The 24,208-nt window shown below is 57.5% G+C and carries 24 protein-coding genes; 11 read left to right on the top strand and 13 right to left on the bottom strand.

What is annotated here, in order from left to right; translation table 11 throughout:
- Positions 1-48: 48 nt before the first annotated feature.
- From infC to cobA, 7 genes are all read right to left on the bottom strand, one after another.
- Positions 49-597 (bottom strand): translation initiation factor IF-3, encoded by a 549-nt coding sequence (gene infC, locus GS605_RS06070; protein ID WP_171723648.1) that lies wholly within the window; start codon positions 595-597, stop codon positions 49-51.
- 158 nt (positions 598-755) lie between these two features.
- Positions 756-1,589 carry a ferredoxin--NADP reductase gene (locus GS605_RS06065; RefSeq protein WP_171723361.1) on the bottom strand — a complete coding sequence of 278 codons (834 nt, stop codon included), beginning with the start codon at positions 1,587-1,589 and terminating at the stop codon, positions 756-758.
- A 109-nt stretch (positions 1,590-1,698) separates the two neighbouring features.
- Positions 1,699-2,106 (bottom strand): DUF934 domain-containing protein, encoded by a 408-nt coding sequence (locus GS605_RS06060; protein WP_171116164.1) that lies wholly within the window; start codon positions 2,104-2,106, stop codon positions 1,699-1,701.
- Positions 2,103-2,864, bottom strand: a complete 762-nt coding sequence (locus GS605_RS06055; RefSeq protein WP_171116163.1) for a phosphoadenylyl-sulfate reductase — start codon at positions 2,862-2,864, stop codon at positions 2,103-2,105. Before GS605_RS06055 ends, GS605_RS06060 begins: the two co-directional genes overlap by 4 nt.
- A complete protein-coding gene (locus tag GS605_RS06050; RefSeq protein WP_171723360.1) occupies positions 2,854-4,518 on the bottom strand; it encodes a nitrite/sulfite reductase in 1,665 nt (554 codons plus the stop codon). The genes GS605_RS06055 and GS605_RS06050 overlap by 11 nt, the downstream gene beginning before the upstream one ends.
- A gap of 65 nt (positions 4,519-4,583) precedes the next feature.
- Complete coding sequence (locus GS605_RS06045) at positions 4,584-4,898, bottom strand: DUF2849 domain-containing protein (protein WP_152457837.1); 315 nt, start codon at positions 4,896-4,898, stop codon at positions 4,584-4,586.
- Positions 4,898-5,674 carry a uroporphyrinogen-III C-methyltransferase gene (gene cobA / locus GS605_RS06040; RefSeq protein ID WP_152457838.1) on the bottom strand — a complete coding sequence of 259 codons (777 nt, stop codon included), beginning with the start codon at positions 5,672-5,674 and terminating at the stop codon, positions 4,898-4,900. The genes GS605_RS06045 and cobA overlap by 1 nt, the downstream gene beginning before the upstream one ends.
- Positions 5,675-5,818: 144 nt before the next feature.
- Between cobA and GS605_RS06035 the strand changes: the two genes are divergently transcribed.
- On the top strand, positions 5,819-6,301 hold the full coding sequence (locus GS605_RS06035) for an Lrp/AsnC family transcriptional regulator (protein WP_171639579.1): 483 nt from the start codon (positions 5,819-5,821) through the stop codon (positions 6,299-6,301).
- A 128-nt stretch (positions 6,302-6,429) separates the two neighbouring features.
- On the opposite strand, the gene GS605_RS06030 is transcribed toward GS605_RS06035, so the two are convergent.
- A complete protein-coding gene (locus tag GS605_RS06030; RefSeq protein WP_171723359.1) occupies positions 6,430-7,611 on the bottom strand; it encodes a cytochrome P450 in 1,182 nt (393 codons plus the stop codon).
- Between GS605_RS06030 and GS605_RS06025 the strand changes: the two genes are divergently transcribed.
- The 6 genes from GS605_RS06025 (at position 7,610) to GS605_RS06000 (ending at position 14,614) form a co-directional block, all read left to right on the top strand.
- Positions 7,610-9,391, top strand: a complete 1,782-nt coding sequence (locus GS605_RS06025; RefSeq protein WP_171723358.1) for an ATP-binding protein — start codon at positions 7,610-7,612, stop codon at positions 9,389-9,391. The genes GS605_RS06030 and GS605_RS06025 overlap by 2 nt on opposite strands.
- The gene (locus tag GS605_RS06020; protein ID WP_171723357.1) at positions 9,388-10,617 is read left to right on the top strand and encodes a sigma-54 dependent transcriptional regulator; all 1,230 of its coding nucleotides are present in this window, start codon (positions 9,388-9,390) and stop codon (positions 10,615-10,617) included. The genes GS605_RS06025 and GS605_RS06020 overlap by 4 nt, the downstream gene beginning before the upstream one ends.
- 362 nt (positions 10,618-10,979) lie before the next feature.
- Complete coding sequence (locus GS605_RS06015; RefSeq protein WP_171632783.1) at positions 10,980-11,981, top strand: DctP family TRAP transporter solute-binding subunit; 1,002 nt, start codon at positions 10,980-10,982, stop codon at positions 11,979-11,981.
- Positions 11,982-12,094: 113 nt separating this feature from the next.
- Positions 12,095-12,772 carry a TRAP transporter small permease gene (locus tag GS605_RS06010; RefSeq protein WP_171723356.1) on the top strand — a complete coding sequence of 226 codons (678 nt, stop codon included), beginning with the start codon at positions 12,095-12,097 and terminating at the stop codon, positions 12,770-12,772.
- Positions 12,772-14,148, top strand: coding sequence for a TRAP transporter large permease (locus GS605_RS06005; RefSeq protein WP_171632781.1), 1,377 nt, complete (start codon positions 12,772-12,774; stop codon positions 14,146-14,148). Before GS605_RS06010 ends, GS605_RS06005 begins: the two co-directional genes overlap by 1 nt.
- Before the next feature lie 154 nt (positions 14,149-14,302).
- On the top strand, positions 14,303-14,614 hold the full coding sequence (locus GS605_RS06000) for a multidrug efflux SMR transporter (RefSeq protein WP_171723355.1): 312 nt from the start codon (positions 14,303-14,305) through the stop codon (positions 14,612-14,614).
- A 503-nt stretch (positions 14,615-15,117) separates the two neighbouring features.
- Here GS605_RS06000 and tpiA read toward each other — a convergent pair.
- Together tpiA and GS605_RS05990 are read right to left on the bottom strand one after the other, a co-directional pair.
- Positions 15,118-15,867, bottom strand: a complete 750-nt coding sequence (tpiA, locus tag GS605_RS05995; RefSeq protein ID WP_171723354.1) for a triose-phosphate isomerase — start codon at positions 15,865-15,867, stop codon at positions 15,118-15,120.
- 148 nt (positions 15,868-16,015) lie between these two features.
- A complete protein-coding gene (locus tag GS605_RS05990; protein WP_171632773.1) occupies positions 16,016-16,381 on the bottom strand; it encodes an iron-sulfur cluster assembly accessory protein in 366 nt (121 codons plus the stop codon).
- A 289-nt stretch (positions 16,382-16,670) separates the two neighbouring features.
- On the opposite strand from GS605_RS05990, the gene GS605_RS05985 reads away from it, so the two are divergent.
- Positions 16,671-16,940, top strand: coding sequence for a hypothetical protein (locus GS605_RS05985; protein WP_245217979.1), 270 nt, complete (start codon positions 16,671-16,673; stop codon positions 16,938-16,940).
- Between the two features lie 218 nt (positions 16,941-17,158).
- Here GS605_RS05985 and GS605_RS05980 read toward each other — a convergent pair whose 3' ends face one another.
- From GS605_RS05980 to GS605_RS05970, 3 genes are all read right to left on the bottom strand, one after another.
- The gene (locus GS605_RS05980) at positions 17,159-17,521 is read right to left on the bottom strand and encodes an SUF system Fe-S cluster assembly protein (protein WP_152457849.1); all 363 of its coding nucleotides are present in this window, start codon (positions 17,519-17,521) and stop codon (positions 17,159-17,161) included.
- A 94-nt stretch (positions 17,522-17,615) separates the two neighbouring features.
- The gene (locus tag GS605_RS05975) at positions 17,616-17,894 is read right to left on the bottom strand and encodes an NfeD family protein (protein ID WP_171168340.1); all 279 of its coding nucleotides are present in this window, start codon (positions 17,892-17,894) and stop codon (positions 17,616-17,618) included.
- Positions 17,894-18,784: an SPFH domain-containing protein gene (locus GS605_RS05970; protein ID WP_171723352.1), complete on the bottom strand. Its 891-nt coding sequence runs from the start codon at positions 18,782-18,784 to the stop codon at positions 17,894-17,896. The genes GS605_RS05975 and GS605_RS05970 overlap by 1 nt, the downstream gene beginning before the upstream one ends.
- 174 nt (positions 18,785-18,958) lie before the next feature.
- On the opposite strand from GS605_RS05970, the gene GS605_RS05965 reads away from it, so the two are divergent.
- The 3 genes from GS605_RS05965 to lon all read left to right on the top strand — a co-directional run bounded on the left by GS605_RS05965 (position 18,959) and on the right by lon (position 24,199).
- Complete coding sequence (locus GS605_RS05965; protein WP_171723351.1) at positions 18,959-19,870, top strand: nucleoside hydrolase; 912 nt, start codon at positions 18,959-18,961, stop codon at positions 19,868-19,870.
- 63 nt (positions 19,871-19,933) lie between these two features.
- Positions 19,934-21,064 carry a tRNA guanosine(34) transglycosylase Tgt gene (gene tgt / locus GS605_RS05960; protein WP_171723350.1) on the top strand — a complete coding sequence of 377 codons (1,131 nt, stop codon included), beginning with the start codon at positions 19,934-19,936 and terminating at the stop codon, positions 21,062-21,064.
- 726 nt (positions 21,065-21,790) lie between these two features.
- Entirely contained in the window at positions 21,791-24,199 is a 2,409-nt protein-coding gene (gene lon / locus GS605_RS05955) for an endopeptidase La (RefSeq protein WP_171723349.1), read from the top strand.
- Positions 24,200-24,208: the final 9 nt, after the last annotated feature.

Raw genomic sequence — 24,208 nt, 5'->3', positions numbered from 1 at the left:
CCCCTTCAAAAGAGAAGGGGCTTGGACCGTTTCGATCTTTGGACCGGATTATTTCTGCGGCAGCGGGCCGATCATCATGATCATCTGACGGCCTTCCATCTTGGGCATGTTTTCGATCTTGCCCAAGTCCTTGACGTCCTCGGCGACACGCTGCAGCAATTCGCGGCCAAGGTTCTGGTGTGCCATTTCGCGACCGCGAAAACGCAGGGTAACTTTGACCTTGTCGCCTTTTTCCAGAAACTTGAAGACGTTCTTCATTTTGACGTCATAGTCATGCGTGTCGGTGTTGGGTCGGAATTTGACCTCTTTTACCTCGATGATCTTTTGCTTCTTGCGGGCTTCGGCTTCGCGTTTTTGCGTTTCATATTTGAATTTGCCGAAATCCATGATCTTGCAGACCGGTGGGTTCGCATTGGGCGAAATTTCGACCAGATCAAGACCGGCCTCAGCGGCCATCTGCATGGCTTTGGCGGGATGAACCACCCCGACATTTTCACCTTCGGCGCCAATCAGGCGAATTTCGGGGGCACGAATCTTTTCATTGACGCGCGGGCCGGTGTCTCGTTGTGGCGGCGCGTTGTGAGGTCTGCGAGCTATGGGTTCATTCCTTTGATAATTGCAGAATTTCGAGCCCGGAATTTAAACCGGGCCGGGCCACACTTCAAGCGGCATAAACACCGGCAGTTGCGAAAAAACAGTGTTTTGTCCGCTGAATTTTGCGTTCGGGGCTGCAAAGCTCCGAACGCAAGGTGCCTTTAGCCGACAAAGGCTTTTTCGATCACAAACTCTTTGGGTTCGGAATTCGCGCCTTCGCGCAGACCAAAACCTTCAAGGATTTCCTTGATGTCCAGGTTGAAAGCCAGCGACCCGCAGACCATGGCGCGATCGGTTTCGGGTTTGATTCCGCCTTCAATGCCCAGATCGCTGAACACGGTGCCATCCTTCAACAGGTCGGTGATCCGACCCATCTTGGGGCTCTCATCGCGCGTGGTTGTCGGGTAATAGCGGATCTTGTCAGCAAAGCCTTCGCCTATAAGTTCGGCCAGCATTTCATCCTGACGGATGCTGTCGATCAATTGACGGCCATATTCCAGTTCGGCCACTTCGCGGCAGGTATGGGTGATGATCACCTCGTCATAATCTTCATATGTTTGCGGTTCACGCAACAACGAAGCAAACGGGGCAAAACCGGTGCCGGTGGCAAAAAACCACAAACGCTTGCCGGGCAGAAGGGCGTCATGCACCAACGTGCCAACCGGCTTGGGGCGCAGGATGATCTGGTCGCCGGGCTTGATGTGCTGAAGCTTCGACGTCAACGGGCCGTTCTGAACCTTGATCGAATAGAACTCCAGCTCATCGTCCCACGACGGCGAAGCGATTGAATAGGCGCGCAGCAATGGCTTGCCATTGTCGCCCAGCAGACCGATCATCACGAACTCGCCCGAGCGGAAACGCAGCGTGGCGGGGCGCGTCACCTTGAAAGAGAACAGGCTGTCGGTCCAATGCTTGACCTCGGTTACAGTTTGCGCGTCCGGCAGGACCGGGGCCTTCACGGCAGTTGCTTCGCTCACGGGCTTCATCTCTGTCATCGTTTACCTGCCGGTCTGCTAAACCGACATCTCCGTTTAATCTTTGATCCAAGTCAGGAAAAGGGGACAGATTGCCCCCTTTGTGTTTCAAGCCGGCGATGGGCGGCTTTTAACCGCGCAAACGCGCCTGATAGTTGTTCTCTTTCCAGTTGGCCCGGGAAAGCCACTGATCTTCGGGCTGGCGATCTGCCAGGTCTCCGTCAATCTCAACTTCGTCAAAGCCGCAGCGACGCGCCATGGCGTACTGGTCTGCCAGAACATGACCCTTGGCGCGCAAACGTCCTGTATAGCCCTTAAGGCGCAGGGTGCGGGCGATGGTAAAGCCGCGACCGTCGGCAAAGGATGGAAAATCCACCCGGACCAGCTTGGCACTGCCCAAACGGTCAAAAAGCTCATCCGGGTCCGTGTCCGAGCTGACGTCCAGCGCAACCACGTCATTCGCGGCATCATCCAGAGTGACAAAGCCGTCGGTCCAGTCATCGGGCGAAAAGCCCTCATCTGTTACGATTACGTTCATGTTTTTTCTCCGATGCGCACCATCTTGCCATCGACAAAATGAATGCCGCATTCTTCCTTATTCTGATCGCGCCAGCGGCCGGCGCGGGGGTCTTCGCCTTCCTTCACCGGCGAAGTGCAGGGCGCACAGCCGATCGAAGGGTATCCCTTGGCCACCAGCGGATGCCGGGGCAGGTTGTTTTCTTCCATATAGGCGCGCACATCGTCCGGCGCCCAATGGGCCAGCGGATTGACCTTGATCCGGCCTGTGCCGTCTTCGACCTCGAAAAACTCGAGCGCGGCGCGCGTGCCGGACTGAAACCGTTTCCTGCCGGTAATCCAACCGCAATACCCGGTCAGGGCTTGCTGCAAGGGAAAGGTCTTGCGCAGGTTGCAGCACGCATCCGTATCCCGCAGGCGCAGCGCGCCATAGGGGTCTTCGCGTTGCAGTTCTTCGTCATCCGCCCGGATGATCCGGATGTTCCTGAGCCCCAGGCGCTCGCTGACTTCCTGCTGGTACTCCAGCGTTTCGGTGAACAGCAATTGGGTATCCACGAACAACACCGGCGTCATCTTATCGATCACCGCAGCCATGTGCAGCAGCACCACCGATTCCGCGCCAAAGCTTGAGACCAGAGCAAGCGCATCGATCTCTTCAAGGGCGCCATGCATCACGTCATGGGCGCTGTGGTGACGGAACCGGGCATTCAATGCGTTGACCTTCTCGGTCAGGTCGCTGCGGTCTTTGCCCAGTTCCGTTTGAATCAGATCAAGCGGCATTCGCCCGAGCCTCGGGGTAGAGGGCGGCCTTGAACGGCTCCATGCCGACGCGGCGATAAGTCATCAGAAAGGTTTCTTCAGCATTCTCGCGCAGATCCAGGTAGGTGTCGACGATGCGTTCCACGGCCGGCACGATCTCGTCATAGGCAAAACCCGGACCGGTGCGGTCGCCGATCGCGGCCGTCTCGGTGGCGTCGCCACCCAGTGTGATCTGGTAGTTTTCGACGCCTGCACGATCTAGGCCCAGGATGCCGATATGGCCCACATGGTGGTGGCCGCAGGCGTTGATGCAGCCCGAGATCTTGATCTTCAGGTGCCCGATGTCATGCTCCAGCTTCAACTCTTCAAAGCGGGTCGCGATTTCCTGAGCAACCGGGATCGAGCGGGCCGTCGCCAGCGCGCAGTAATCCATGCCGGGGCAGGCGATGATATCGCTGATCAGGCCGATATTGGCGGTGGCCAGTTCGTGCTGTTTCAGCTTGGCGTGGATCGCGGGCAGGTCCGATTTGTGGACATGCGGCAGGATCACGTTCTGCTCGTGGCTGATACGCAGCTCATCATAGGCGAATTCTTCGGCCAGATCGGCCATCACGCGCATCTGCTCGGCGGTCGCATCACCCGGCGTCTGGCCGTGTTTCTTGATCGAGATCGTAACGATCGCGTGGTCCGCGTTCTTGTGCGGCGCGATGTTGGTATCGACCCACGACCGGAAAACCGGATCGTTGGAATAGGCACTTTCAAACGACGCAACCGAACCTTCGCGGAAGGTCGGAGGCGCAAAATGGCCCTTGATCTCATCCAGCAGCGCCATGTCGGCGCCCTTGAACTGTGGGCGAACCTGCAAGAAGCGCTCATTCACCTTGGCGCGGATGGCGTCGATGCCATGCTCATGCACGGTGATCTTGATGCGCGCCTTGTACTTGTTGTCGCGGCGACCGATCTGGTTCCAGACCGACACGGTGGCTTCCAGATAGGCCAGCAGATCATCGAAGGCGACGAAGTCAGACAGTTCCTTGCCGATCATGGGCGTACGGCCCAGGCCGCCACCGACGATGACGCGCGCACCCAGAACGCCGTCACGTTCGACCAGTTGCAGGCCGATGTCATGCGCTTTGATCACGGCGCGGTCGTTTTCCGAACCGGTGATGGCGATCTTGAACTTGCGCGGCATGAACTGGAATTCCGGGTGGTCGGTCGACCACTGGCGCAGCAGTTCGGCATAGGGGCGCGGGTCGGCGACCTCATCCGCAGCGGCACCAGCGAAATGGTCGGCCGTCACGTTGCGGATGGTGTTGCCCGAGGTCTGGATGGCGTGCATGCCGACCTCGGCCAGCGCGTCCAGCATGTCTGGCACATCTTTCAGTTTCGGCCAGTTGTACTGGATGTTCTGACGGGTGGTGAAATGGCCATAACCCTTGTCCCACTTTTCAGCCAGCAGGGCCAGTTGGCGCATTTGTGCGCTGTTCAGCGTGCCGTAGGGAATGGCGACCCGCAGCATGTATGCGTGCAATTGCAGATACAGGCCGTTCATCAGGCGCAGCGGCTTGAATTCATCTTCGGTCAGCGAACCGTCGATGCGGCGCTCGACCTGAGCGCGGAACTGCGCGTTACGCTCTGCCAGAAAATCTTTGTCAAACTCGGAGTAGCGATACATGTCTAGCTGTCCTTGGTTGCAGCCCCGAACCTGGGGCCTTGAAGGGGAGAGAGAAGGGCCAGAGGTCAGGCCCGGGGCTGCGGGGAAGTTTCCTGTTTGCCGTGGGCATAGTTGGACGGACCAGTGCGGCGGAAGTCTTCCCGGAAATGGGTGGGCTCGGGGCCGTTTTCGCCAGCGACGGCATCGGCCAGATAAGCGCCCACGATTTTGTTTGCCTGACGCGCGGCATCCAGCAGGCGAACCTGCGCATGCGCCTCGTCGGTGATCAGTTCTGCCTCGCTCAGGTCACGGGACCAGCGGTCATCTTCGGTCAGGTAAATCACGTCACCTTCGAGCAAGTCATTTGCAGTTACGACTTTGGGAGTAAAAGCGCGGGCCATCAGGCAAGCTCCTTGTTGAATTCGGTTACGGCCTGCGCCGCTTCGCGCGGGGCAAGGCCATAGAAGGTCAGGGCCGGTCCATCCATTTCGGCGGCGGCCAGATCGGTGGGCAACTGGTCCAAGGTGGTGGCCAAAATCCGTTGGTCGGGACGCGAGGCATTCTCGACCAGGGTAATGGGGGTGGTGCGATCGGCGCCGTGCATGATCAGACGGCCCTGAATGAACCGAGCGGATTTCTTGCCCATGTAGATTGCCGCCACGGAACCGGCCTGAGCCAGAGCGTTCCAATCGTGATCCGCGAATCCTTGCATGTCGTGCCCGGTCAAAAAACGCACCGATGAGTTGCGTCCACGGCGGGTCAGGCTTTGACCGATGCCAGCCACTGCGGCAGAGGCCGCCGTGATGCCGGGAATGATCTGCCAGGATATGCCGGCCGCGTCGACGGCCTCGATTTCTTCGTCCAGGCGGCCAAAGATTGTGGGATCCCCCGATTTGAGACGCACCACACGGTTGCCATTCAGGGCGTGTTCAACCAGAAGCGCGTCGATATCGCTTTGCTTCCACGAGGGGCCGAACCCGGCCTTGCCGACATCGACCAAAGCGGCGTTCTGGGCGGCAATGTCCAGCACAGGCTTGCTGATCAGGCGATCATGCAGCACCACATCCGCGCGCTCGAATGCGGCCAACGCCTTGAGCGTCAGCAATTCGGGGTCACCGGGCCCGGCGCCGACAAAGTCGACATGACCTTTGGGCTTGGTTGTGTGAAAATCCTGCATCGGATTGTCTCGGACATTGTTTGACTTGACCCTCAATATAGGAAATATTCCCACCAAAGCGCCATATCGCCGCTGAAATAAGGACGAATGTTCCGATTTTCGGGAAAACCGGAACAGGGGTGTCGAAACAGAAGGAAAATTGGAATGTCGGTGCGGATAGATGACACGGATCGAAAAATTCTGGTCGAGCTGCAACGGGACGCAGGCCAATCATTGGACGAAATTGCGGCTCGGGTCGGCAGTTCAAAGACGCCTGTCTGGAATCGCATTCGCAAGCTCAAGGGGGCGGGAATCATCGGCCAGCAAACGGTGCTGCTGGATGCCGAGGCACTTGGGTTCGAAGCCACCTTTTTTGTTTTGATCCGCACCTCGGAACATGAGGCGGACTGGCAACGTAAATTCCTGAAAGCATTGAAGGATCACCCCGAAGTGCAAGAGGCGCACCGGTTGGCGGGTGATATCGACTATATCCTGAAAGTCCGGGTCAAGAACGCACGTGCCTATGATCAGTTCTATCAGTCGCTCATCTCGGAGGTGCGTGTGCACAATGTCACGGCGTTGTTGTCCATGGAAGAGATCAAGTCCACGACGATGCTGCCGCTGAATGCGTTGGCAGAGAGGGCTTAGAACACTCGACCGCGGCTCCTCCGCCCGTGTCTTTCAATGGGCTTAGAGCCAGATGAGCTGATGGGTGTTTTCATCCGGCCGGAAGCAAAATCGCCAGAGGGATCGTGTAGGTATGCGGAAGGTGATGGCTAAGGTCTGACCAGCAGCTGATTCAGCCCGTGAAAGTGATAGCTGTCCGAATAAAGCGGCGGCGCAGCCAGTTGCAGGTTTGGACAGCTTTCGAACAGGATCGGCAAAGCAATGCGCATTTCCAGACGCGCCAGAGGTGCCCCGACACAAAAATGAATTCCGCCCCCAAAGCTTGTGTTGACTTCAATCGGACGGTTCGGCTGAAACGTGTTCGGTTCAGCCCAGACAGCGGGGTCGCGGTTGGCCGCGCCAAGCAACAGTGCCACTTGATCGCCACGTTTGAATGAATGGCCGAACAGATCCACGTCCTCATACGCGTAACGTGTGAACATGTGCAGAGGCGGGTCATAGCGCAGGATTTCTTCGATGGTTCCGTCGAGTCCATCCGGTGCCAGGGCGTCAGGGGCGGTGCGGGTCTGCAACAGGGTTTTCACCCCGTTCCCCAGTGAGTGCACGGTAGCCTCATGGCCAGCGTTGAGCAGCAGGATGCAGGTAGCAACCAGCTCGTCCAGTGACAGTTTCTGACCTTCTTCCTCGGCGCTTATCAACCGGGTTATCAGATCGTCGCGGGGATCATTGCGCCGCAGCTCTATGTATTCCTTCAGGAATTCGGTGAATTCCTTAGATGATTTGGCGGCCCCGTCTTCGGTGTCCTGCGTGCGATTGGCCTGATACATGGCAACCATATCGTGAGACCATTGCAACAGATCGGGCGCCATGGCTTCGGGGACGCCCAGAAGCCGGCAGATCGTGACCACCGGAACCTGAGTGCAATAGGCTTCCAACAGGTCGAATGTGTTCCGAGGGAAATCTTTGATCAGGTTGTGGCACAGTTCTTCGATGGAAGGTTGCAGCGCAGAAATCGCCCGTGACGTGAAGGCGCGCATCACCAATGACCGAAGGCGTGTGTGCCTTGGTGGTTCTGCCTCAAGCAGTGAATGGGCCTCGATGGCCAGCCAGGGCGCCAGATGGGCGGGACCTTGCTCTGCCAGTTCGGGCGGTACCTCGCGGCCAAACCTGCGGTCCCGAAACAGGGCGCGAACCGCGCGGTATGAAACCGCGGCGACCATACCATAGTCCGGCCAATAGAACAGATCGCCCGAGCCTCGCGCCTTGTCGTAGAACGGGTAGGGGTTTTGGACGAAACCCGGGTCTGTCGGTGATTGCGAAAAAGACTTCATGAGCCGCACACTTGCCATGCGGCGCATTGAATGCAAGACCCTGTCTATGCACAGGGTTTGGTTCATTTCCGTTTTTTTGCTCGCCGTTGGGTTATTGTCGGGGTTTGTCTGGTCTTATGGCTATCGACAGGCCCTGTCTCAGCTGAGCGAGAAGGCAGAGGCAGATCTTGAGTTGGCGGCTGACCGGCTGAGCACGCAGATGCAAGTGTATCAGGAACTTGCCGTGCTGATGGCAACTCATCCCGTTTTGCATGAACTGGATACGCAGGCCGGTATTCGCCAAGCCCGGGCAACGCTGCTGGACGTCGCTGACAAAACGGCCGCCGTAAACATGATGTATCTGGATACGAAGGGGCAGGTGCTGGTATCGGCGCAGCCTGTGTCCCAGCGCAACATGGCCCATCATCCGGCTTTCCGCCGTGCGATGCAGGGCGCCTTGGGCAGTGCGCATGAGGTTGTACCGTCGGGCGAAGACCGGATCTATTCCTATGCCGCCCCCACTTTTGGCCCGTCTGGCCAGATTGAAGGCGCGTTGATGGTCGTTGCTGATGTTCAGGACGTTGAACAAACGTGGCGCGGCAGTACCGAGGCGGTTTTCTTTGTCGATTCCGATGGTGTCGTTTTCATTTCCAACAGATCCGACCTGCTGTTCTGGCGCCGGGCGGACGGTGAGGCGGGATTGACGCCGCCAGATGGTGCGACCGTTGATTTTTCTTCGAAACAGGTCGGCAGGCACGAGTTGTGGCACTTGAACTGGGGACGTTACCTGCCGCGCGATGCGCTGCATCTGACCCTTGATTTGCCGGTGATCGACATGACTGCCGAGGTGCTGGTGGACGTGGCGCCGGCCCTTCAGCTTGCCAGGCTTCAGGCGGCGGCCGTCGCAGCGATTTGTCTGGCCTTTGGGGCCATGCTCTTTCTTGCCATGGAGCGGCGGCGGGCGTTGGCCGAAGCGAATGCCGTTCTGGAAAGCCGTGTGGCCAAACGCACCCATGACCTGACAGTGGCAAATGCCAGTTTGCGCAAGGAAGTGGCGGAACGGGAAGAAGCCGAGGCGGCGCTGCGGCGGGCCCAGGCAGACCTGGTGCAGGCCGGAAAGCTCAGCGCTTTGGGGCAAATGTCGGCGGGCATCAGCCATGAACTGAACCAGCCGCTTATGGCCATACGGCAATTTGCGGATAACGGTTCAGCGTTCATGACGCGGGGAAAACCTGAAATGGCTGCCGAGAATCTGGGCCGGATCTCGGAAATGGCGGCGCGGATGGCGCGGATCATCAAGAACCTTCGCGCCTTTGCCCGCAACGAAAGCGAACCGATGGGACGGGTTGACCTGATTCAGGTTCTCAACACCGCTGTTGAACTGACCGAGGCCCGCCTGCGAGACGACAATGTAACCCTGAACTGGAACCCCCCGAATGGGGCTGTGTATGTTTGGGGGGGTGAAGTACGTTTGGTGCAGGTGTTCGTGAATCTGATCAACAATGCGGCGGATGCAATGCTGGGACGACCAAAACGGATTATAACGATAACGCTGCGAAAAGGTGCACGATTGAGCGTTTCCTTGCAGGATACTGGCCCGGGCATTGAAGACCCCGACCGGATGTTCGAGCCCTTCTATTCCACGAAAAGCGTTGGATCGTCAGAAGGTTTGGGGCTGGGGCTTTCCATTTCCTACGGGCTGGTTCAAAGCTTTGGTGGGGACATAAGGGGCGCGAACACGGCGGATGGGGCGATGTTTACCGTCGAACTGGAACCCTGCGACAAGGAAGAGGCTGCGTGATGCGCAGGGTTTTGTTGGTCGATGATGATGCCGCCGTACGCGAGGCCCTGTCTCAAACTCTGGAATTGGCGGACTATCAGCCAACGACCGCCGGATCCTTTGTGGCGGCCAAGGATCACATCAGCCGCGAGTTTCCCGGTGTCATCATCTCGGATATACGCATGCCGGGGCGGGACGGGTTCCATCTTTTGTCTTATGCCCGAGAGGTCGATCCGGATCTTCCCGTGGTTCTTCTGACGGGTGAGGGCGATATTCCCATGGCCGTCGATGCCATGGGAAAGGGTGCGTTCGATTTTCTGGAAAAGCCGTGCGCCGCGTCCGACCTTCTCGAGGTGCTTGAACGCGCGTTTGCAGCCCGTTCGCAGATATTGGAGCAAAGAGCGGCAAAATCCGAGCTGGAACGAGGAGACCCCGCCGCGCGTTTGCTGTTCGGACTGTCGCCGCAGGCCGAGGCCCTGCGCGAACGGGTTCGGACCGTTGCGCCAACAGGCGCCGAGGTTCTTGTGACGGGACCGCCGGGCAGCGGCATCTCGAAGGTCGCCGAGGTCGTGCATCTGATGTCGCCAGCAGGGCAGGGACCATTTGTCAAACGCACGGCCTCCAGCCTCAGCCCCGACGACTTGGCCAAGAGCTGTGAAGATGCGGCAGGTGGGTCATTGTTTCTGGACGAAGTCTCGGCCATGCCCCATGCCACGCAATTTGCGGCGTTGGAGATCATCGAGCATGGACCGGGCGGGCGTATCATTGCGGGAACGACCGCTGATCTGTCGGCGCTGAGTTCTGAAGGCCGGTTCAATGCAGACCTGTTTTACAGGCTGGATGTCATGCGGGTTCGTATTCCATCGCTGGCAGAACGCCCCGACGACATTCCGGTGATCTTCCGCCATTACGTTGCACAGGCCGCGGAACAGGCGGGGATCGTGGCGCCGGAAATCTCGTCCGAGCATCTGGCGTCGCTTATGGCCAGCGACTGGCCGGGGAATGCGCGATCCCTGATGTCAGCCGCGATGCGCTTCGTGCTGGGAATGCCGGAAGAAGTCGCGCAGGCAACAGACCTGGGCCTTAGCGAACAGATGGCGCGGGTGGAGCGGTCGCTGCTCATCGCGGCGCTGGGTCGTCACAACGGCAAGGCATCAGATGCGGCGAAGGCATTGAAACTGCCGCGCAAGACATTTTACGACAAGCTGGCACGGTACCAGATTCGGGCCGAGGATTACCGACGGTAACGGCCGGGCTCCCGCCACCTTTTTCCGCATTAACATGCGTCTAAAGCTGTTGGGCCGGGCAGCCCGCTGTCGCGGGCTGCGGTTTCGCGTCAGTTGATTCGGGGGTTTTGATTCGCGGCGTGTGCGGATTTTCGCACAAACTGGAAGATTGCTGTGCGGAATCTCGCACTCGGGGTTTCGAATGGGTCCAATATCCATTGCAAAGCGCTTTATAACCTTCTGAAAGAAAATCACTAAATAGAAAATCGAGGGACAGAAAACAAATCGTTGAGTGGATCGTGCCGATTCGTTTCACTTCGCTGCATCTGATACCAAATTGGTGTCGAAGGACAATTTCAAGGAAGTCTGGGAGGAAAAGACAGATGAAATTCCTGACAACGGCAGCAACCGCTCTGGCGCTGACAGTCACAGCCACCGCAGGGATGGCAGCCTGTGACGATGGTGAAATCGTCGTCAAGTTCGCGCATGTGACCAACACTGACAAACACCCCAAGGGCATCGCCGCATCGCTGCTGGAACAGCGCGTCAATGATGAGATGAACGGCGTGATGTGCGTGGAGGTCTATCCGAACTCGACACTGTACAACGACGACAAGGTGCTGGAGGCGATGTTGCAGGGCGACGTTCAGCTGGCCGCACCGTCACTGTCGAAGTTCGAGAAGTTCACCAAGCAGTTCCGCCTGTTTGACCTGCCGTTCATGTTCAAGAACATCGACGCTGTGGATGCATTCCAGGCTTCGGCTGATGGTCAGGCGATGAAGGACAGCATGCAGCGCCGTGGCCTTCAGGGGCTGGCCTTCTGGCACAACGGCATGAAGCAGATGTCGGCCAACAAGCCGCTGGTCGATCCGTCGGATGCAAACGGTCTGAAGTTCCGCGTGCAGTCTTCGGACGTTCTGGTGGCACAGATGGAGGCTATTGGTGGCAGCCCGCAGAAAATGGCGTTCTCGGAAGTTTACGGCGCGCTGCAACAGGGGGTTGTGGATGGTCAGGAAAACACCTGGTCGAACATCTATGGCAAGAAGTTCTTCGAAGTGCAGGACGGCATCACCGAGACCAACCATGGCATCATCGACTATCTGGTCGTGACCTCTGTGGACTGGCTGGACAGCCTGGATCCGGACGTGCGTGATCAGTTCCTGACCATTCTGGCTGAAGTCACGGAAACAAGGAACAAAGAAGCCTTTGCCGTGAACGAAGCAGCCAAAGCTTCGATCGTTGAAGCAGGCGGAGTCATCCGCGAGTTGACCCCGGAACAGCGTCAGGCCTGGGTTGATGCGATGAAACCCGTTTGGGACCAGTTTGCAGGTGACGTGGGTCAGGACAAGATCGACGCGGCTCAGGCCATCAACGCCGGCTTCTGAATCTGGCCAAAGGCCGCGCGTCCGGGGACTGGGGAGTATTCGACGCGCTGGCCGGGCGGGCTGAACAAGCCCGCCCAACACTCTCTCATCACAAAAAATGCGGGGACAGAAAGATGTCTGGTGCGAATTCCGGCCAAGGCGGGCTGGTCGACCATATCGAAGAAACCCTGATCGCGTGTCTGTTGGGCCTGATGACGGTCGTGACATTTGCCAACGTGATCGCGCGGTTTGTTTTCAATTCCAATATCCTGTGGGCGCTTGAACTGACGGTGTTCACTTTTGGCTGGCTGGTGCTGCTTGGTGCCTCTTACGCGGTCAAGAAACACTCTCATCTGGGTGTTGATGCGATCCTGAACATGCTGGCCCCGGCGCCGCGTCGCATTCTGGCGCTCATCGCTGTGGGGTGCTGTCTGGTGTTTTCGTTGCTGCTGCTGAAAGGCGCCTATGACTATTGGGCGGTTTTCGCGGATCTGCCGCCGACATCCGGACGCTGGTTCCCGACCGGGTTCAACTTCGACGCCCGCAGCCAGAGTTTCTATGAGGTGGACGATATCCCGATGGTCGCTCCGCTGCGGTTTCTGGAAGACCTGATCAACTATGGTGAAGGGTACGAGAAGCTTCCCAAAGTGGTGCCTTATCTGGTGCTGCCGGTATCGATGCTGCTGCTGGTGATCCGGTTCGCCCAGGTTGCCGTTCAGATATGGCATGGCGAAACGGATCGCCTTGTCGCCAGCCACGAAGTCGAGGACGAGATCGAAGAAGTCCGCGCTCAGCAAGGAGAGCATAACTGATGGACGTCGTACTTCTTTTCTCGATGGTCGTCGGCCTGCTGCTGATCGGTGTGCCGATTGCAGTTGCGCTTGGCCTCAGCTCGACCCTGTTTCTGCTGATCTACTCAGACAGTTCACTCGCGTCTGTCGCGGGTACGCTGTTCGAGGCTTTTGAAGGGCATTTTACCCTGCTGGCGATCCCGTTCTTCATCCTGGCGTCGTCCTTCATGACTACAGGTGGTGTCGCACGACGGATCATCCGGTTCTCGATCGCCTGTGTCGGGCATTTGCCCGGCGGTCTGGCGATTGCGGGCGTCTTTGCCTGTATGCTGTTCGCAGCCCTGTCCGGATCGTCCCCGGCGACCGTGGTCGCCATCGGCTCGATCGTCATCGCGGGGATGCGTCAGGTGGGCTATTCCAAGGAATTTGCCGCCGGTGTGATCTGCAACGCGGGGACACTGGGTATTCTGATCCCTCCGTCCATCGTCATGGTCGTATATGCCGCCGCTGTCGAAGTCTCGGTTGGGCGCATGTTCCTTGCGGGGGTTATTCCCGGTCTGATGGCCGGTTTGATGCTGATGATCACCATCTATGTCATGGCCAAGGTCAAGAACCTGCCCAAGGGGGAATGGAAAGGCTGGGGAGAGGTCTTTACCTCGGCCCGCGAGGCCGGTTGGGGTCTTTTCCTGATCGTCATCATTCTGGGTGGTATCTATGGTGGCATCTTCACCCCGACCGAAGCCGCCGCAGTTGCCGCAGTCTACGCGTTCTTCATTGCCAGCTTTGTGTACAAGGACATGGGCCCGCTGAGCACGGAAGAAGGCACACAGAACCTGCCGCTGCTGAAAAAACCCTATGCGCTGATCACGGCGTTCTTTCACCCGGACACCAAGCATACGCTGTTCGAGGCAGGCAAGCTGACGGTCACGCTGCTGTTCGTGATCGCCAACGCGCTGATACTCAAGCATGTTCTGACCGACGAGCAGGTGCCGCAGCATATCGCCGAAGCGATGTTGTCGGCCGGCCTTGGCCCTGTCGCTTTCCTGATAGTGGTGAACGTGATCCTGCTGATCGGCGGTCAGTTCATGGAACCGTCAGGCCTGTTGGTTATCGTGGCGCCCCTTGTGTTCCCGATCGCTATCGAGCTGGGCATTGACCCGATCCATCTGGGTATCATCATGGTGGTCAACATGGAGATCGGGATGATCACGCCTCCGGTCGGTCTGAACCTGTTCGTGACTTCGGGTGTTGCGGGTATGCCGATGATGAGCGTTGTGAAGGCGGCGCTGCCCTTCCTTGCGGTGCTGTTCGTCTTCCTGATCATGGTGACATATATTCCGTGGATATCGACCTTCCTGCCCAACACGTTCATGGGGCCGGAAATAATAACCAACTAGACTGTCTGAAAACTGAACAAAGCCGGGTGGTGTCAACTGCCCGGCTTTTTCGTGTCTTGAAACCACGCGATGGGTTCTTATCTGAGGCACAGAGGACGACCTCTGCTTTCTGGGACATCATTCGGGACGACCCGTACGGATATGAGGTTGTCTTATGCCCTGGATCTTTCTTCTGTTTGCTGGCCTTTTGGAAATTGTCTGGGCGGTTGCCATGAAGCAGTCGGCCGGTTTTACCCGATTGTGGCCGACGGCCGTGATGGGCGCTTCGATGTTGGGCTCATTTGGTCTGCTGGCGCTTGCAATGCGCGACTTACCGTTGGGCACCGCATACACGATCTGGACTGGGATCGGTGCGGTGGGGGCGTTCAGTGTCGGTATTCTGTTTCTTGGCGAAGCCCTGACACCTGCGCGGATCGCAGCTGCGGTTCTGATCGTGACAGGCCTTGTGGTGATGAAGCTGGCCTGATGTGCTTGACTTGCCAAGCCAAAGTACTTCGGCAGTTTACAGCACACACTCGAAGCGGAGCTCGGAATTTTGACCGGCTCTGACAGACGCATTTTGCGTGGCTCCTGAAAAGGCGAAGGCCGGATTTGACGACGGCGGATGTCGCATCAAATCGGTTCTGGCGCGGGATGGCGGAGTTGTCTCACAAGGTCGCAATCAGCCTGTACAGGGCAGCAACCCGACCGTGCTGGTACAGATGGAAGCCCTGCGCAAGGCGGGGCGTCAGAAAACCTGTTCCCGCATACCTCGCCATTGCCCAGTGCAATTTGTTCGCTTCCCATCGCTCAGTTCGGAACCCCGCGTCTCTTCGTCAACTCACGGAATTTCGCGCGCAAGGCAGGATTTTTGCGATCAAAGGGGAGTGGCCTGTTGTAGTGAACAACCCCGACCGCATCGCGTTGAAGCGACGATCTATTGAAAAAACCGATCCTTGAGCCGAAGAAACTGCGGGACGAAGTCTGGAATTAGGCGCCTTCCAGCGCTTGAATGATTCCCGAGAATTCAGACGCTTTCAGGCTGGCCCCGCCCACAAGTGCGCCATCGACGTTGGAAACTGAAAATATATCCGTCGCGTTGCCGGGTTTCACCGAGCCGCCATAAAGCAGGCGGACGGAGCGGCCCACGCCTTCGCCAAAGCGGCGCTCCAGCCGGGCGCGCATGAAGTCGTGAACGTCCCCGATTTCTTCCAGGGTGGGAACTTTGCCGGTGCCAATTGCCCAAATCGGTTCATATGCGACGATCAGGTTCTCGCCGGTCGACTGATCCGGGATCGACCCGGACATCTGGCCGCCGATGATGTCGAGCGTATTGGCCGCTTCGCGCTGCTCAAGGCTTTCACCGACGCAAATGATCGCCTTCAAACCTGCATCCATCGCTGCGCGCGCCTTGGCCCGCACATCTTCGTCATGTTCACCGTGGTCCACGCGGCGCTCGGAATGGCCCAGGATGACCGATGTTGCACCGGCATCCACCAGCATATCCGCACTGACATCTCCGGTATGCGCGCCTGATTTTGCCGCATGACAGTCCTGACCACCGACAGAGATGGCGGTGCCCTGAACGGCAATTGATGCGCGGCTGAGCAATGTTGCCGGCGGGCAAATCAGGATATCCACCGAGGCTGCCGGGTGGATCTGAGACAGCGCCTTCAACTCGGTCAACTCAGCGCCGGTCCCATTCATCTTCCAGTTTCCAGCCGCCAGCTTCTGCCGCATTTCGGTATCTCCCTGATCATCCGATGATTTTAGCATGCGGATAGCATTGTAAGGACCATCTTACAATTCTGCTCGCATGCTGATCCCGGGCGCAAACATCGAAGATCGGCCCGCATGCGACGTTCAAATGAAAAGGGATGAGGCGGGCTTAGCCTTGTTGGCCGATGCTTTCGTCGAATTTGATCGATTCTCCACAGCCGCAGGCGTCGACGACGTTCGGGTTCTTGAACTTAAAGCCGGATTCCAACAACGACACTTCGTAATCGATTTCGGTTCCGAACAGGAACATCTGAGCCATGGGCGCAATCATGATGCGCGCGCCATCCTGTTCGACGACTTCGTCATGAGGATCTGCGTGATCAACATACTCCATGGTATATTCCATGCCTGCACAGCCGCCTTTTTTGACGCCGATGCGCAAACCAGCGTGACCGCCTGATTTCATCAGGCGGGTAATCTGTTCTGCGGCTTTGGGCGTCATTGTCACAGCCTGTTTGCCGGGGATGCCGAACATGTAAATCTCCGTTGTCGCGCGTTACACCCAATCTAGGGGCCAAGGCTCTTTTGCTCAAGGCAATGTCGTGTAAAGAAATTGAATTCGCTGGAAAGCTTAGTGTTTCTGCGTCGCCGCTCTGCAAACTTGCTTTGATACGGGAGGCGGGGTTAGCATCGGTCTTATGACGTTTTGGAACCCCGTCCGAATAGATGGCATGACATGAAATGGTAAAAATATGAATTATTTAGAGTCGAAAGTTAAAGTAGCTTTGCTTGCGGCCGCACTATTTTCCGTAAGCGTGTGCCCGATGTCCGACGAAGCTTGGGCGGCCACGGGATCCGAACGGCACCCGGTGAATTGTGCAACGGCGGAAGGGGATCTGCGCGCGATTGCATCGGAAAAGAAACATGCGGAAGACAAACAACTGGAAAGCATTGCCGCCATAACACCTGCCGGGGCTCTGTTGGGGCTGGTCACGGGAACTGAGCAAAAAAGGCTGCAAATGCTGTCAGGTGACTACGTCAAGCAACTGGATGCCAGAACGGCAGAGATCAAGGAAACCTGCAATCTGAATTGATCGTCGTTGTCGGAACAAAAAAGGACCGTTCTCGGGCAAGAACGGCCCATATTCTTGAGCTGGGAAGCGGGGGGCGGTCATGGCGTGCCCAGCCCACGGCACCGTATGCGCGACGGCCACCTTAAGATGATATCCGTCTGGCGTGTGACGGGGACTGCACGATAAGGTGACGAAAATGCCAAGTTTTCGTGACGGTTGGAAGGGCAAGTGCCTGATGGCTACATAAAGCCCAATTCCAGGCGCGCCTCATCCGACATCATTTCCATGCCCCAGGGCGGTTCCCAGGTCAGTTCGACATCGACTTCCTTGACGCCCGCAACAGGTTCAATCGCCTCGACAATCCAGCCAGGCATGTCGCCCGCGACCGGACATCCGGGTGCGGTCAGGGTCATGATGACCTTCACGGCGTTGTCCGGAGAAATGTCGATCGTATAGATCAGGCCCAGGTCATAGATGTTGACCGGAATTTCCGGATCGTAAACCGTGCGGCACGCTTCGACGACTGCCTCGTACAGCGGGTGTTCAATCGTTGACGGCGCAATCAGCGGGGTGCCTTCAAACTGTTCGCTCGGGTGGGTCATCTTTGCCTCGGGTCAGTTGCCTGAGTGATTATATAGGGAATACCTGCAACAGCGTCCAGTAGGGGCGTGACGCTCGGGTGAGCGTCACTGTGTCTTAGTCATTGATGTCATGCGTGAAGGTTTTGACCTGACCATGCGGCAAGGCAAAAAGCCGGCGCAGGACTAGCCATGCGATCAACGAAAGAACTGCGAAGATCAGCGCGATCACATGCAATGACAGTGTCAGACCGGGGATGACAAGGATGAGACCGGTGATCGCGGCCCCGATCGCAAAGCCCAAGAAGATGAATCCGGGCAGAACGATTTCCAGGATCCCCAGAGCCAGCGCGGCGGCCAGCCAGATCCACCAAGTCAGCCAAAAGGGATCAGCCATCATCTACCTCCTTTGAGCATTTTGAAAGCGTCACCAAAGGCTTCGAGAGCATTGGCGGGCACAACTATGGTCTGCTTGCCGGAACCGTTGCCCAGTGCATTAAGGGCTTCAACCTGTTTCAACGCAACCTGATACTGCGCAGCCTCGATGCCATTGTCCTGAATGGCCTTGGCGACGACGCCTGTCGCGTATGCCTCGGCCTCGGCCTGAATGCGCCGCGCTTTGGCGGTTTGTTCCGCTGCGTACAGCTCGGCATCGGCGTGCAATTCGACGGCGCGTTTTTTGCCTTCGGCTTCGGTCACCTGCGCACGGCGGGCGCGTTCTGCGTTTAGCTGTTGCAGCATGGCATCGCGGGTGGCCTGATCCAGATTCACATCCAGAATCTCGGCCCGGGTCACTTCGATTCCCCAATCATCCACTGCTGTTTCGACGCTTTCCTGAATGCGTGTGATCAACTGTGCACGGTTCGACTGCACTTCGTCCAGATCCATCTTGCCGATCTCGGCACGAACGATACCGGCAACCGTGGTTGCAATCGCTCCATCAACGTCGCGGATACGATAGACCGTCTTTTCCGGTTCGAGAATTCGGTAGAAGACAGAGGTGTCGATTTGCACCAGCACGTTGTCCTTGGTGATCGCGTCTTGGGTCGCGTTCGGCAACTGGCGTTCAAGGATCGAGATCTTGTGGCGTGCAACGTCCAGTAACGGAACAATGAAATTGATGCCGGGACCAAGCACCGAATGCAGGCGTCCAAACCGTTCAACCACGTATTTTTCGGATTGCGGAACGATCTTGATGCCCTTGAAAATAACGATGACCACCAGCACGGCGGCCAGCAGGTAAATGATGTTTGACGAAAGCAGTCCGATGATCTGATCTTCGGTCATTCTGTCCTCTTTTTATTGTGTACTATGGTATACATATATGGTTGAGTCGCTCGATTTCAACTCTGGTATGGAGGGAAAGCTGGCGGATGCAAACGCCTCACTACGGGAATTCAGCATTGAACCGAACTGCTGTGACTGCTTTGCATCCCGGCTTGTTTGCGGTATCGGGCGGGAATGAAACTGATAATCGATACAGACCCCGGCATCGACGATGCCATGGCGATTGCCTATGCCGCCGCTGCGCCTGAATTTGACCTGATCGGCCTGACCACGGTGTTCGGCAATACGCATGTTCATCAGTCCAGCCGCAATGCCCGTTTCCTGCTGGACAAGCTGGGCCTGGACCTTCCGGTGGCGGAAGGCGCGCCTTTCCCGTTGGGGGCTGACATGCACGTCCCATCGGACCATGTCCATGGTCCCGAAGGGTTTGGCGATCTGACCGAGATACCCGAGATCGGACGGAATCATGATCTTCCTGCCGCAGAGTTTCTGGCCGAAATGGCCCGGAAGCACAAAAACGAATTGGTCGTGTGTGCGGTCGGACCGCTGACCAACATTGCCAACGCCATGCGATTGGACCCGAAATTTGCCGGAAATCTCGGCCGGTTGGTGATCATGGGCGGTGCCGTCTACTGCAAGGGCAACGTTACCGACCATGCAGAAGCCAACATTTATCACGATGCGGTTGCCGCGGATTCGGTCTTTTCCGCACCGCCCGAGACCGTGCTGGTTGGTTTGGACGTTACCCTGAAAACACTTTACGAGACCGCGGATTTCGAGGCGCTGGCTCGGAAATCGCCCGGCATGGGATCTTTTCTGCGTGATATCTCTCGGTTTTATCTGAAATTCTATAAAGAAATCGGAGGATTGGAAGGGTGCGGTCTGCATGATTCAACCGCTGTGATCGCCTGTTCGCACGGGGCCATGTTCGACGTGGTCGAAACCGGGCTGCGTGTAGTGACGGAAGGCGACCGGATAGGTGCGACGCAACCTGACCGGGATCGTCCCGCAGTTCGTGTTTGTCGTGATGTGGATGGAGCGGGGGTCGTGCGTCTGTTTACTGACCGCGTTGCATCCTTGCCCTGACGGGTTGCAAAGACCGATCGGATCGGGCAAATCCTGCCCGGTTCGGCGATCCGAGGCGATAACATGATCCAGCAATTCTCTTTCAAGCTCAAGGCCACAGACGGCAAGGCGCGCACCGGTGTGATCAACACTCCGCGTGGCGAGGTGCGGACACCTGCCTTCATGCCAGTTGGTACCGCCGCGACGGTCAAGGCGATGATGCCGGAAAGCGTCCGGGCCACCGGGGCCGACATCCTGCTGGGCAACACCTATCACCTGATGCTGCGCCCCACCGCCGAACGGATTGACCGTTTGGGCGGGTTGCACAGGTTCATGAACTGGGACCGACCGATCCTGACGGACTCGGGGGGGTTTCAGGTCATGTCGCTGGCCGGCTTGCGCAAGCTGACCGAAAAGGGTGTGACCTTCAAATCCCATATTGATGGATCGAAGCACGAGCTGACGCCAGAAAGATCAATGGAAATTCAGCGCCTACTGGGGTCCGACATCGTGATGTGCTTTGACGAGTGCCCTGCATTGCCTGCAAATCGCGACCGGATCGCCGAATCCATGCGTTTGTCGATGCGTTGGGCCGACAGGTCCCGTGACGCATTCGGGGATCGACCGGGGCATGCTCTGTTCGGAATCATGCAGGGTGGTCTCGAGCGGGACCTGCGGGAAGAAAGCGCCGAAGCGTTGAAGAAGATTGGTTTCGAAGGCTACGCCGTTGGCGGTCTGGCAGTGGGCGAGGGGCAAGAGGCCATGTTCGACTGTCTGGATTATGCGCCTGATTTCCTGCCCAAGGACAAGCCACGTTACCTGATGGGCGTTGGCAAACCGGATGACATAGTCGGAGCAGTGGCGCGTGGGATCGACATGATGGATTGCGTTCTGCCCTCGCGTTCGGGCCGTACCGGTCAGGTGTTCACGCGCCATGGCGTCGTGAACATCAAGAACTCGCGTCATGCGGACGATCCACGCCCGCTGGATGAAAACTGTTCTTGCCCGGCCTGTTCGAACTATTCACGTGCCTACCTGCACCATGTGTTTCGCGCCAACGAGATGATCTCGGGCATGTTGCTGACTTGGCACAACCTTCATTACTTTCAGGAAATCATGCAGGGCATGCGGGACGCGATCGCTGAAGGCTCATTTGAGGCGTGGCAGGCCGCGTTCCACGCGCAACGCGCGCAGGGCGATATCGAGCCCCTGTAACCTGTCCGTTCAGGTGACAATTGCGGGGTCTTCCGGTATTCTGAAACAACTTTATTCAAAGTTGTTTTTGTATGTGACCCGGAGAACTGTTGATGTTCCGCCTTTTCCTCGGCGCAGTCATTTTTTTGTACAAGCCCTGCAATTGCAGATGTCTGGACCTTTGAAACCCCATCCGAAAACACTCAGTGCTCGGTGGGCGAAGGCGCCGAGTCCTCGGACACTCGGTGCACGATCATAAAAAGATACGGCCCTCCGGCGTTGCCGCGCCCCGCGAACTGTCAATCTGACTGGGGGGCATGATTTTCAGATGTTCGACACCGGTCCCGTGGAAATGCTGTGTCAGCCGCTGAATCGGAACCGGGACGGATTTGACCGTGCGGAATACGGTGTCACCGGTCGGTTCGGAGGATTTACCTGCGCCTCTTCCACGAAAGGTCTGGAATGCCGCAACCTCGGTGGCCGCGGTTTTTTTTCTGTCCCGGGCGGTGCAGCAGGTGTTCTGATAGTGAATATGCGCATTGCATATGCATGTCGCACTAATTTTGGTGGATATGTTCCCGGGACATCTTGCAGTCCCGAAAACCTCGGTTCATGCTGCGACACGATACATGGCGGTAAGGTTGAAAAAGGGCGATGAGGCCCCACCTTTATCGTCCAAGACAGGAGATGGCCGGATGTTGCCTCGATGAGGGACAAGCGCCGTCTTGCCAACGATAAGGATAGAGCATGCAAGAGCCTCTGAATTCCTCATACCCCGTCCTGCCGCTGCGCGATATCGTGGTGTTCCCGCACATGATCGTGCCGCTTTTCGTGGGCCGAGACAAATCGGTACGCGCGCTGGAAGAGGTGATGCAGGATGACAAACAAATTCTGCTGTCCAGCCAGATCGATCCCGGCGTAGACGACCCGGATGAGGACGGTATCTACCGATCCGGTGTTCTGGCCAATGTGTTGCAGCTGCTGAAACTGCCCGACGGCACCGTCAAAGTGCTTGTCGAAGGGCAGGCGCGCGTGCAGATCACCGAGTTTCTTGAAAACGAATTGTTTTTCGAAGCACGGGCGGAATATCTGACCGAAATCCCGGGTGACGTCACCACGACCGAAGCCCTGTTGCGCACCGTTGCGGACGAGTTCGAGCGCTATGCCAAGGTGCGCAAGAACATCCCCGAAGAAGCGCTGACGGCCGTGGGTGAAACCACCGAGCCGGCAAAGCTGGCCGACCTTGTGTCGGGCCATCTGGGCATCGAGGTCGAACAAAAGCAGGACCTGCTGGAAACACTCAGCGTCAGCGAGCGGCTTGAAAAAGTTTATGGCCTGATGCAGGGCGAAATGTCGGTTTTGCAGGTCGAGAAAAAGATCAAGACCCGCGTCAAATCCCAGATGGAGAAGACCCAGCGCGAGTATTATCTGAATGAGCAGATGAAGGCCATTCAGAAAGAGCTTGGCGATGGCGAGGACGGCGCGAACGAGATCGCCGAACTGGAAGCCAAGATCGCCGAGACCAAGCTGTCGAAGGAAGCGCGCGAGAAGGCGGAAGGCGAGCTGAAGAAGCTCAAGAACATGTCGCCCATGTCGGCCGAAGCAACCGTGGTGCGCAATTATCTGGACTGGATTCTGTCTTTGCCGTGGGGCACCAAATCCCGCGTCAAAAAGGATCTGGGTCGTGCGCAGGATATTCTGGACGCCGATCACTATGGCCTTGAAAAGGTCAAGGAGCGGATCGTCGAATATCTGGCGGTTCAGCAGCGTTCGAAAAAGCTGAAAGGCCCGATCCTGTGCCTTGTCGGCCCTCCGGGTGTGGGCAAGACCAGTTTAGGTAAATCGGTCGCCAAAGCCACGGGGCGCGAGTTCATTCGCATTAGCTTGGGTGGGGTGCGCGACGAATCCGAGATCCGCGGCCACCGCCGGACCTATATCGGTTCGATGCCCGGCAAGATCATTCAGGCGCTGAAAAAGGCGAAAACCACCAACCCGCTCATCCTTCTCGATGAAATTGACAAGATGGGGCAGGACTTCCGTGGTGACCCGGCCTCGGCGATGTTGGAAGTGTTGGACCCGGAACAGAACAACACGTTCATGGACCACTACTTGGAGGTCGAATATGACCTGTCGAACGTGATGTTCCTGACCACGTCCAACAGCTACAACATGCCCGGGCCTTTGCTGGACCGGATGGAGATCATCCCACTAGCCGGCTATACCGAGGATGAAAAGCGCGAGATCGCCAAACAGCACCTGATCGCCAAGCAGGTCAAAAACCATGGCCTGAAAGCCAAGGAATTCGAACTGACCGATGAGGCGCTTCAAAAGATAATCCGCACCTATACCCGCGAGGCCGGTGTGCGGAACCTTGAACGTGAAATCGCCAAGGTTGCGCGGAAGTCGCTGACCAAGATCATCAAGAAAGAGGCGGACACTGTGACGGTGACGCCGGATAATCTGGATGAGTTCCTGGGTGTGCCCAAGTTCCGCTATGGTCTGGCCGAGCAGGACGACCAGATTGGTGTCGTGACCGGTCTGGCCTGGACCTCGGTCGGGGGCGATCTGTTGCATATCGAGGCGTTGAAACTGCCCGGCAAAGGTCGGATGAAGACGACAGGCAAGTTGGGCGATGTGATGAAAGAATCCATCGATGCGGCATCGTCATATGTGCGGTCGATTTCTCCCAAGATCGGAGTGAAGCCGCCTCAGTTCGACAAGATCGACATCCATGTGCACGTGCCCGATGGTGCAACGCCCAAGGATGGCCCGTCAGCGGGTCTGGCGATGGTGACATCGATCGTATCGGTTCTGACGGGCATTCCCGTACGCAAGGATATCGCCATGACGGGCGAGGTTTCGTTGCGCGGGAACGCAATGCCGATCGGTGGCTTGAAAGAGAAACTGCTGGCTGCGTTGCGCGGTGGTATCAAGACGGTCCTGATCCCAGAGGAAAACGAAAAGGACCTGGCGGATATCCCGGACAATGTGAAGGAAGGGCTGGAAATCATCCCGGTCAAGCACGTCTCGGAGGTTCTTGAGCACTCTCTGGTTCGTACACCGGAACCGATTGAGTGGGACGAAGCCGCCGAGGAGGCCGCCGCGGCCGCCGCAGCCTCGTCTGAAACGACCGGGCCATCGGCCACTGCGCACTAAGCAGATTGA

The sequence above is a fragment of the Ruegeria sp. HKCCD7559 genome (assembly GCF_013110575.1).
Taxonomy (GTDB): Bacteria; Pseudomonadota; Alphaproteobacteria; order Rhodobacterales; family Rhodobacteraceae; genus Ruegeria.
This window is presented reverse-complemented; position numbering and strand designations above follow the sequence as displayed.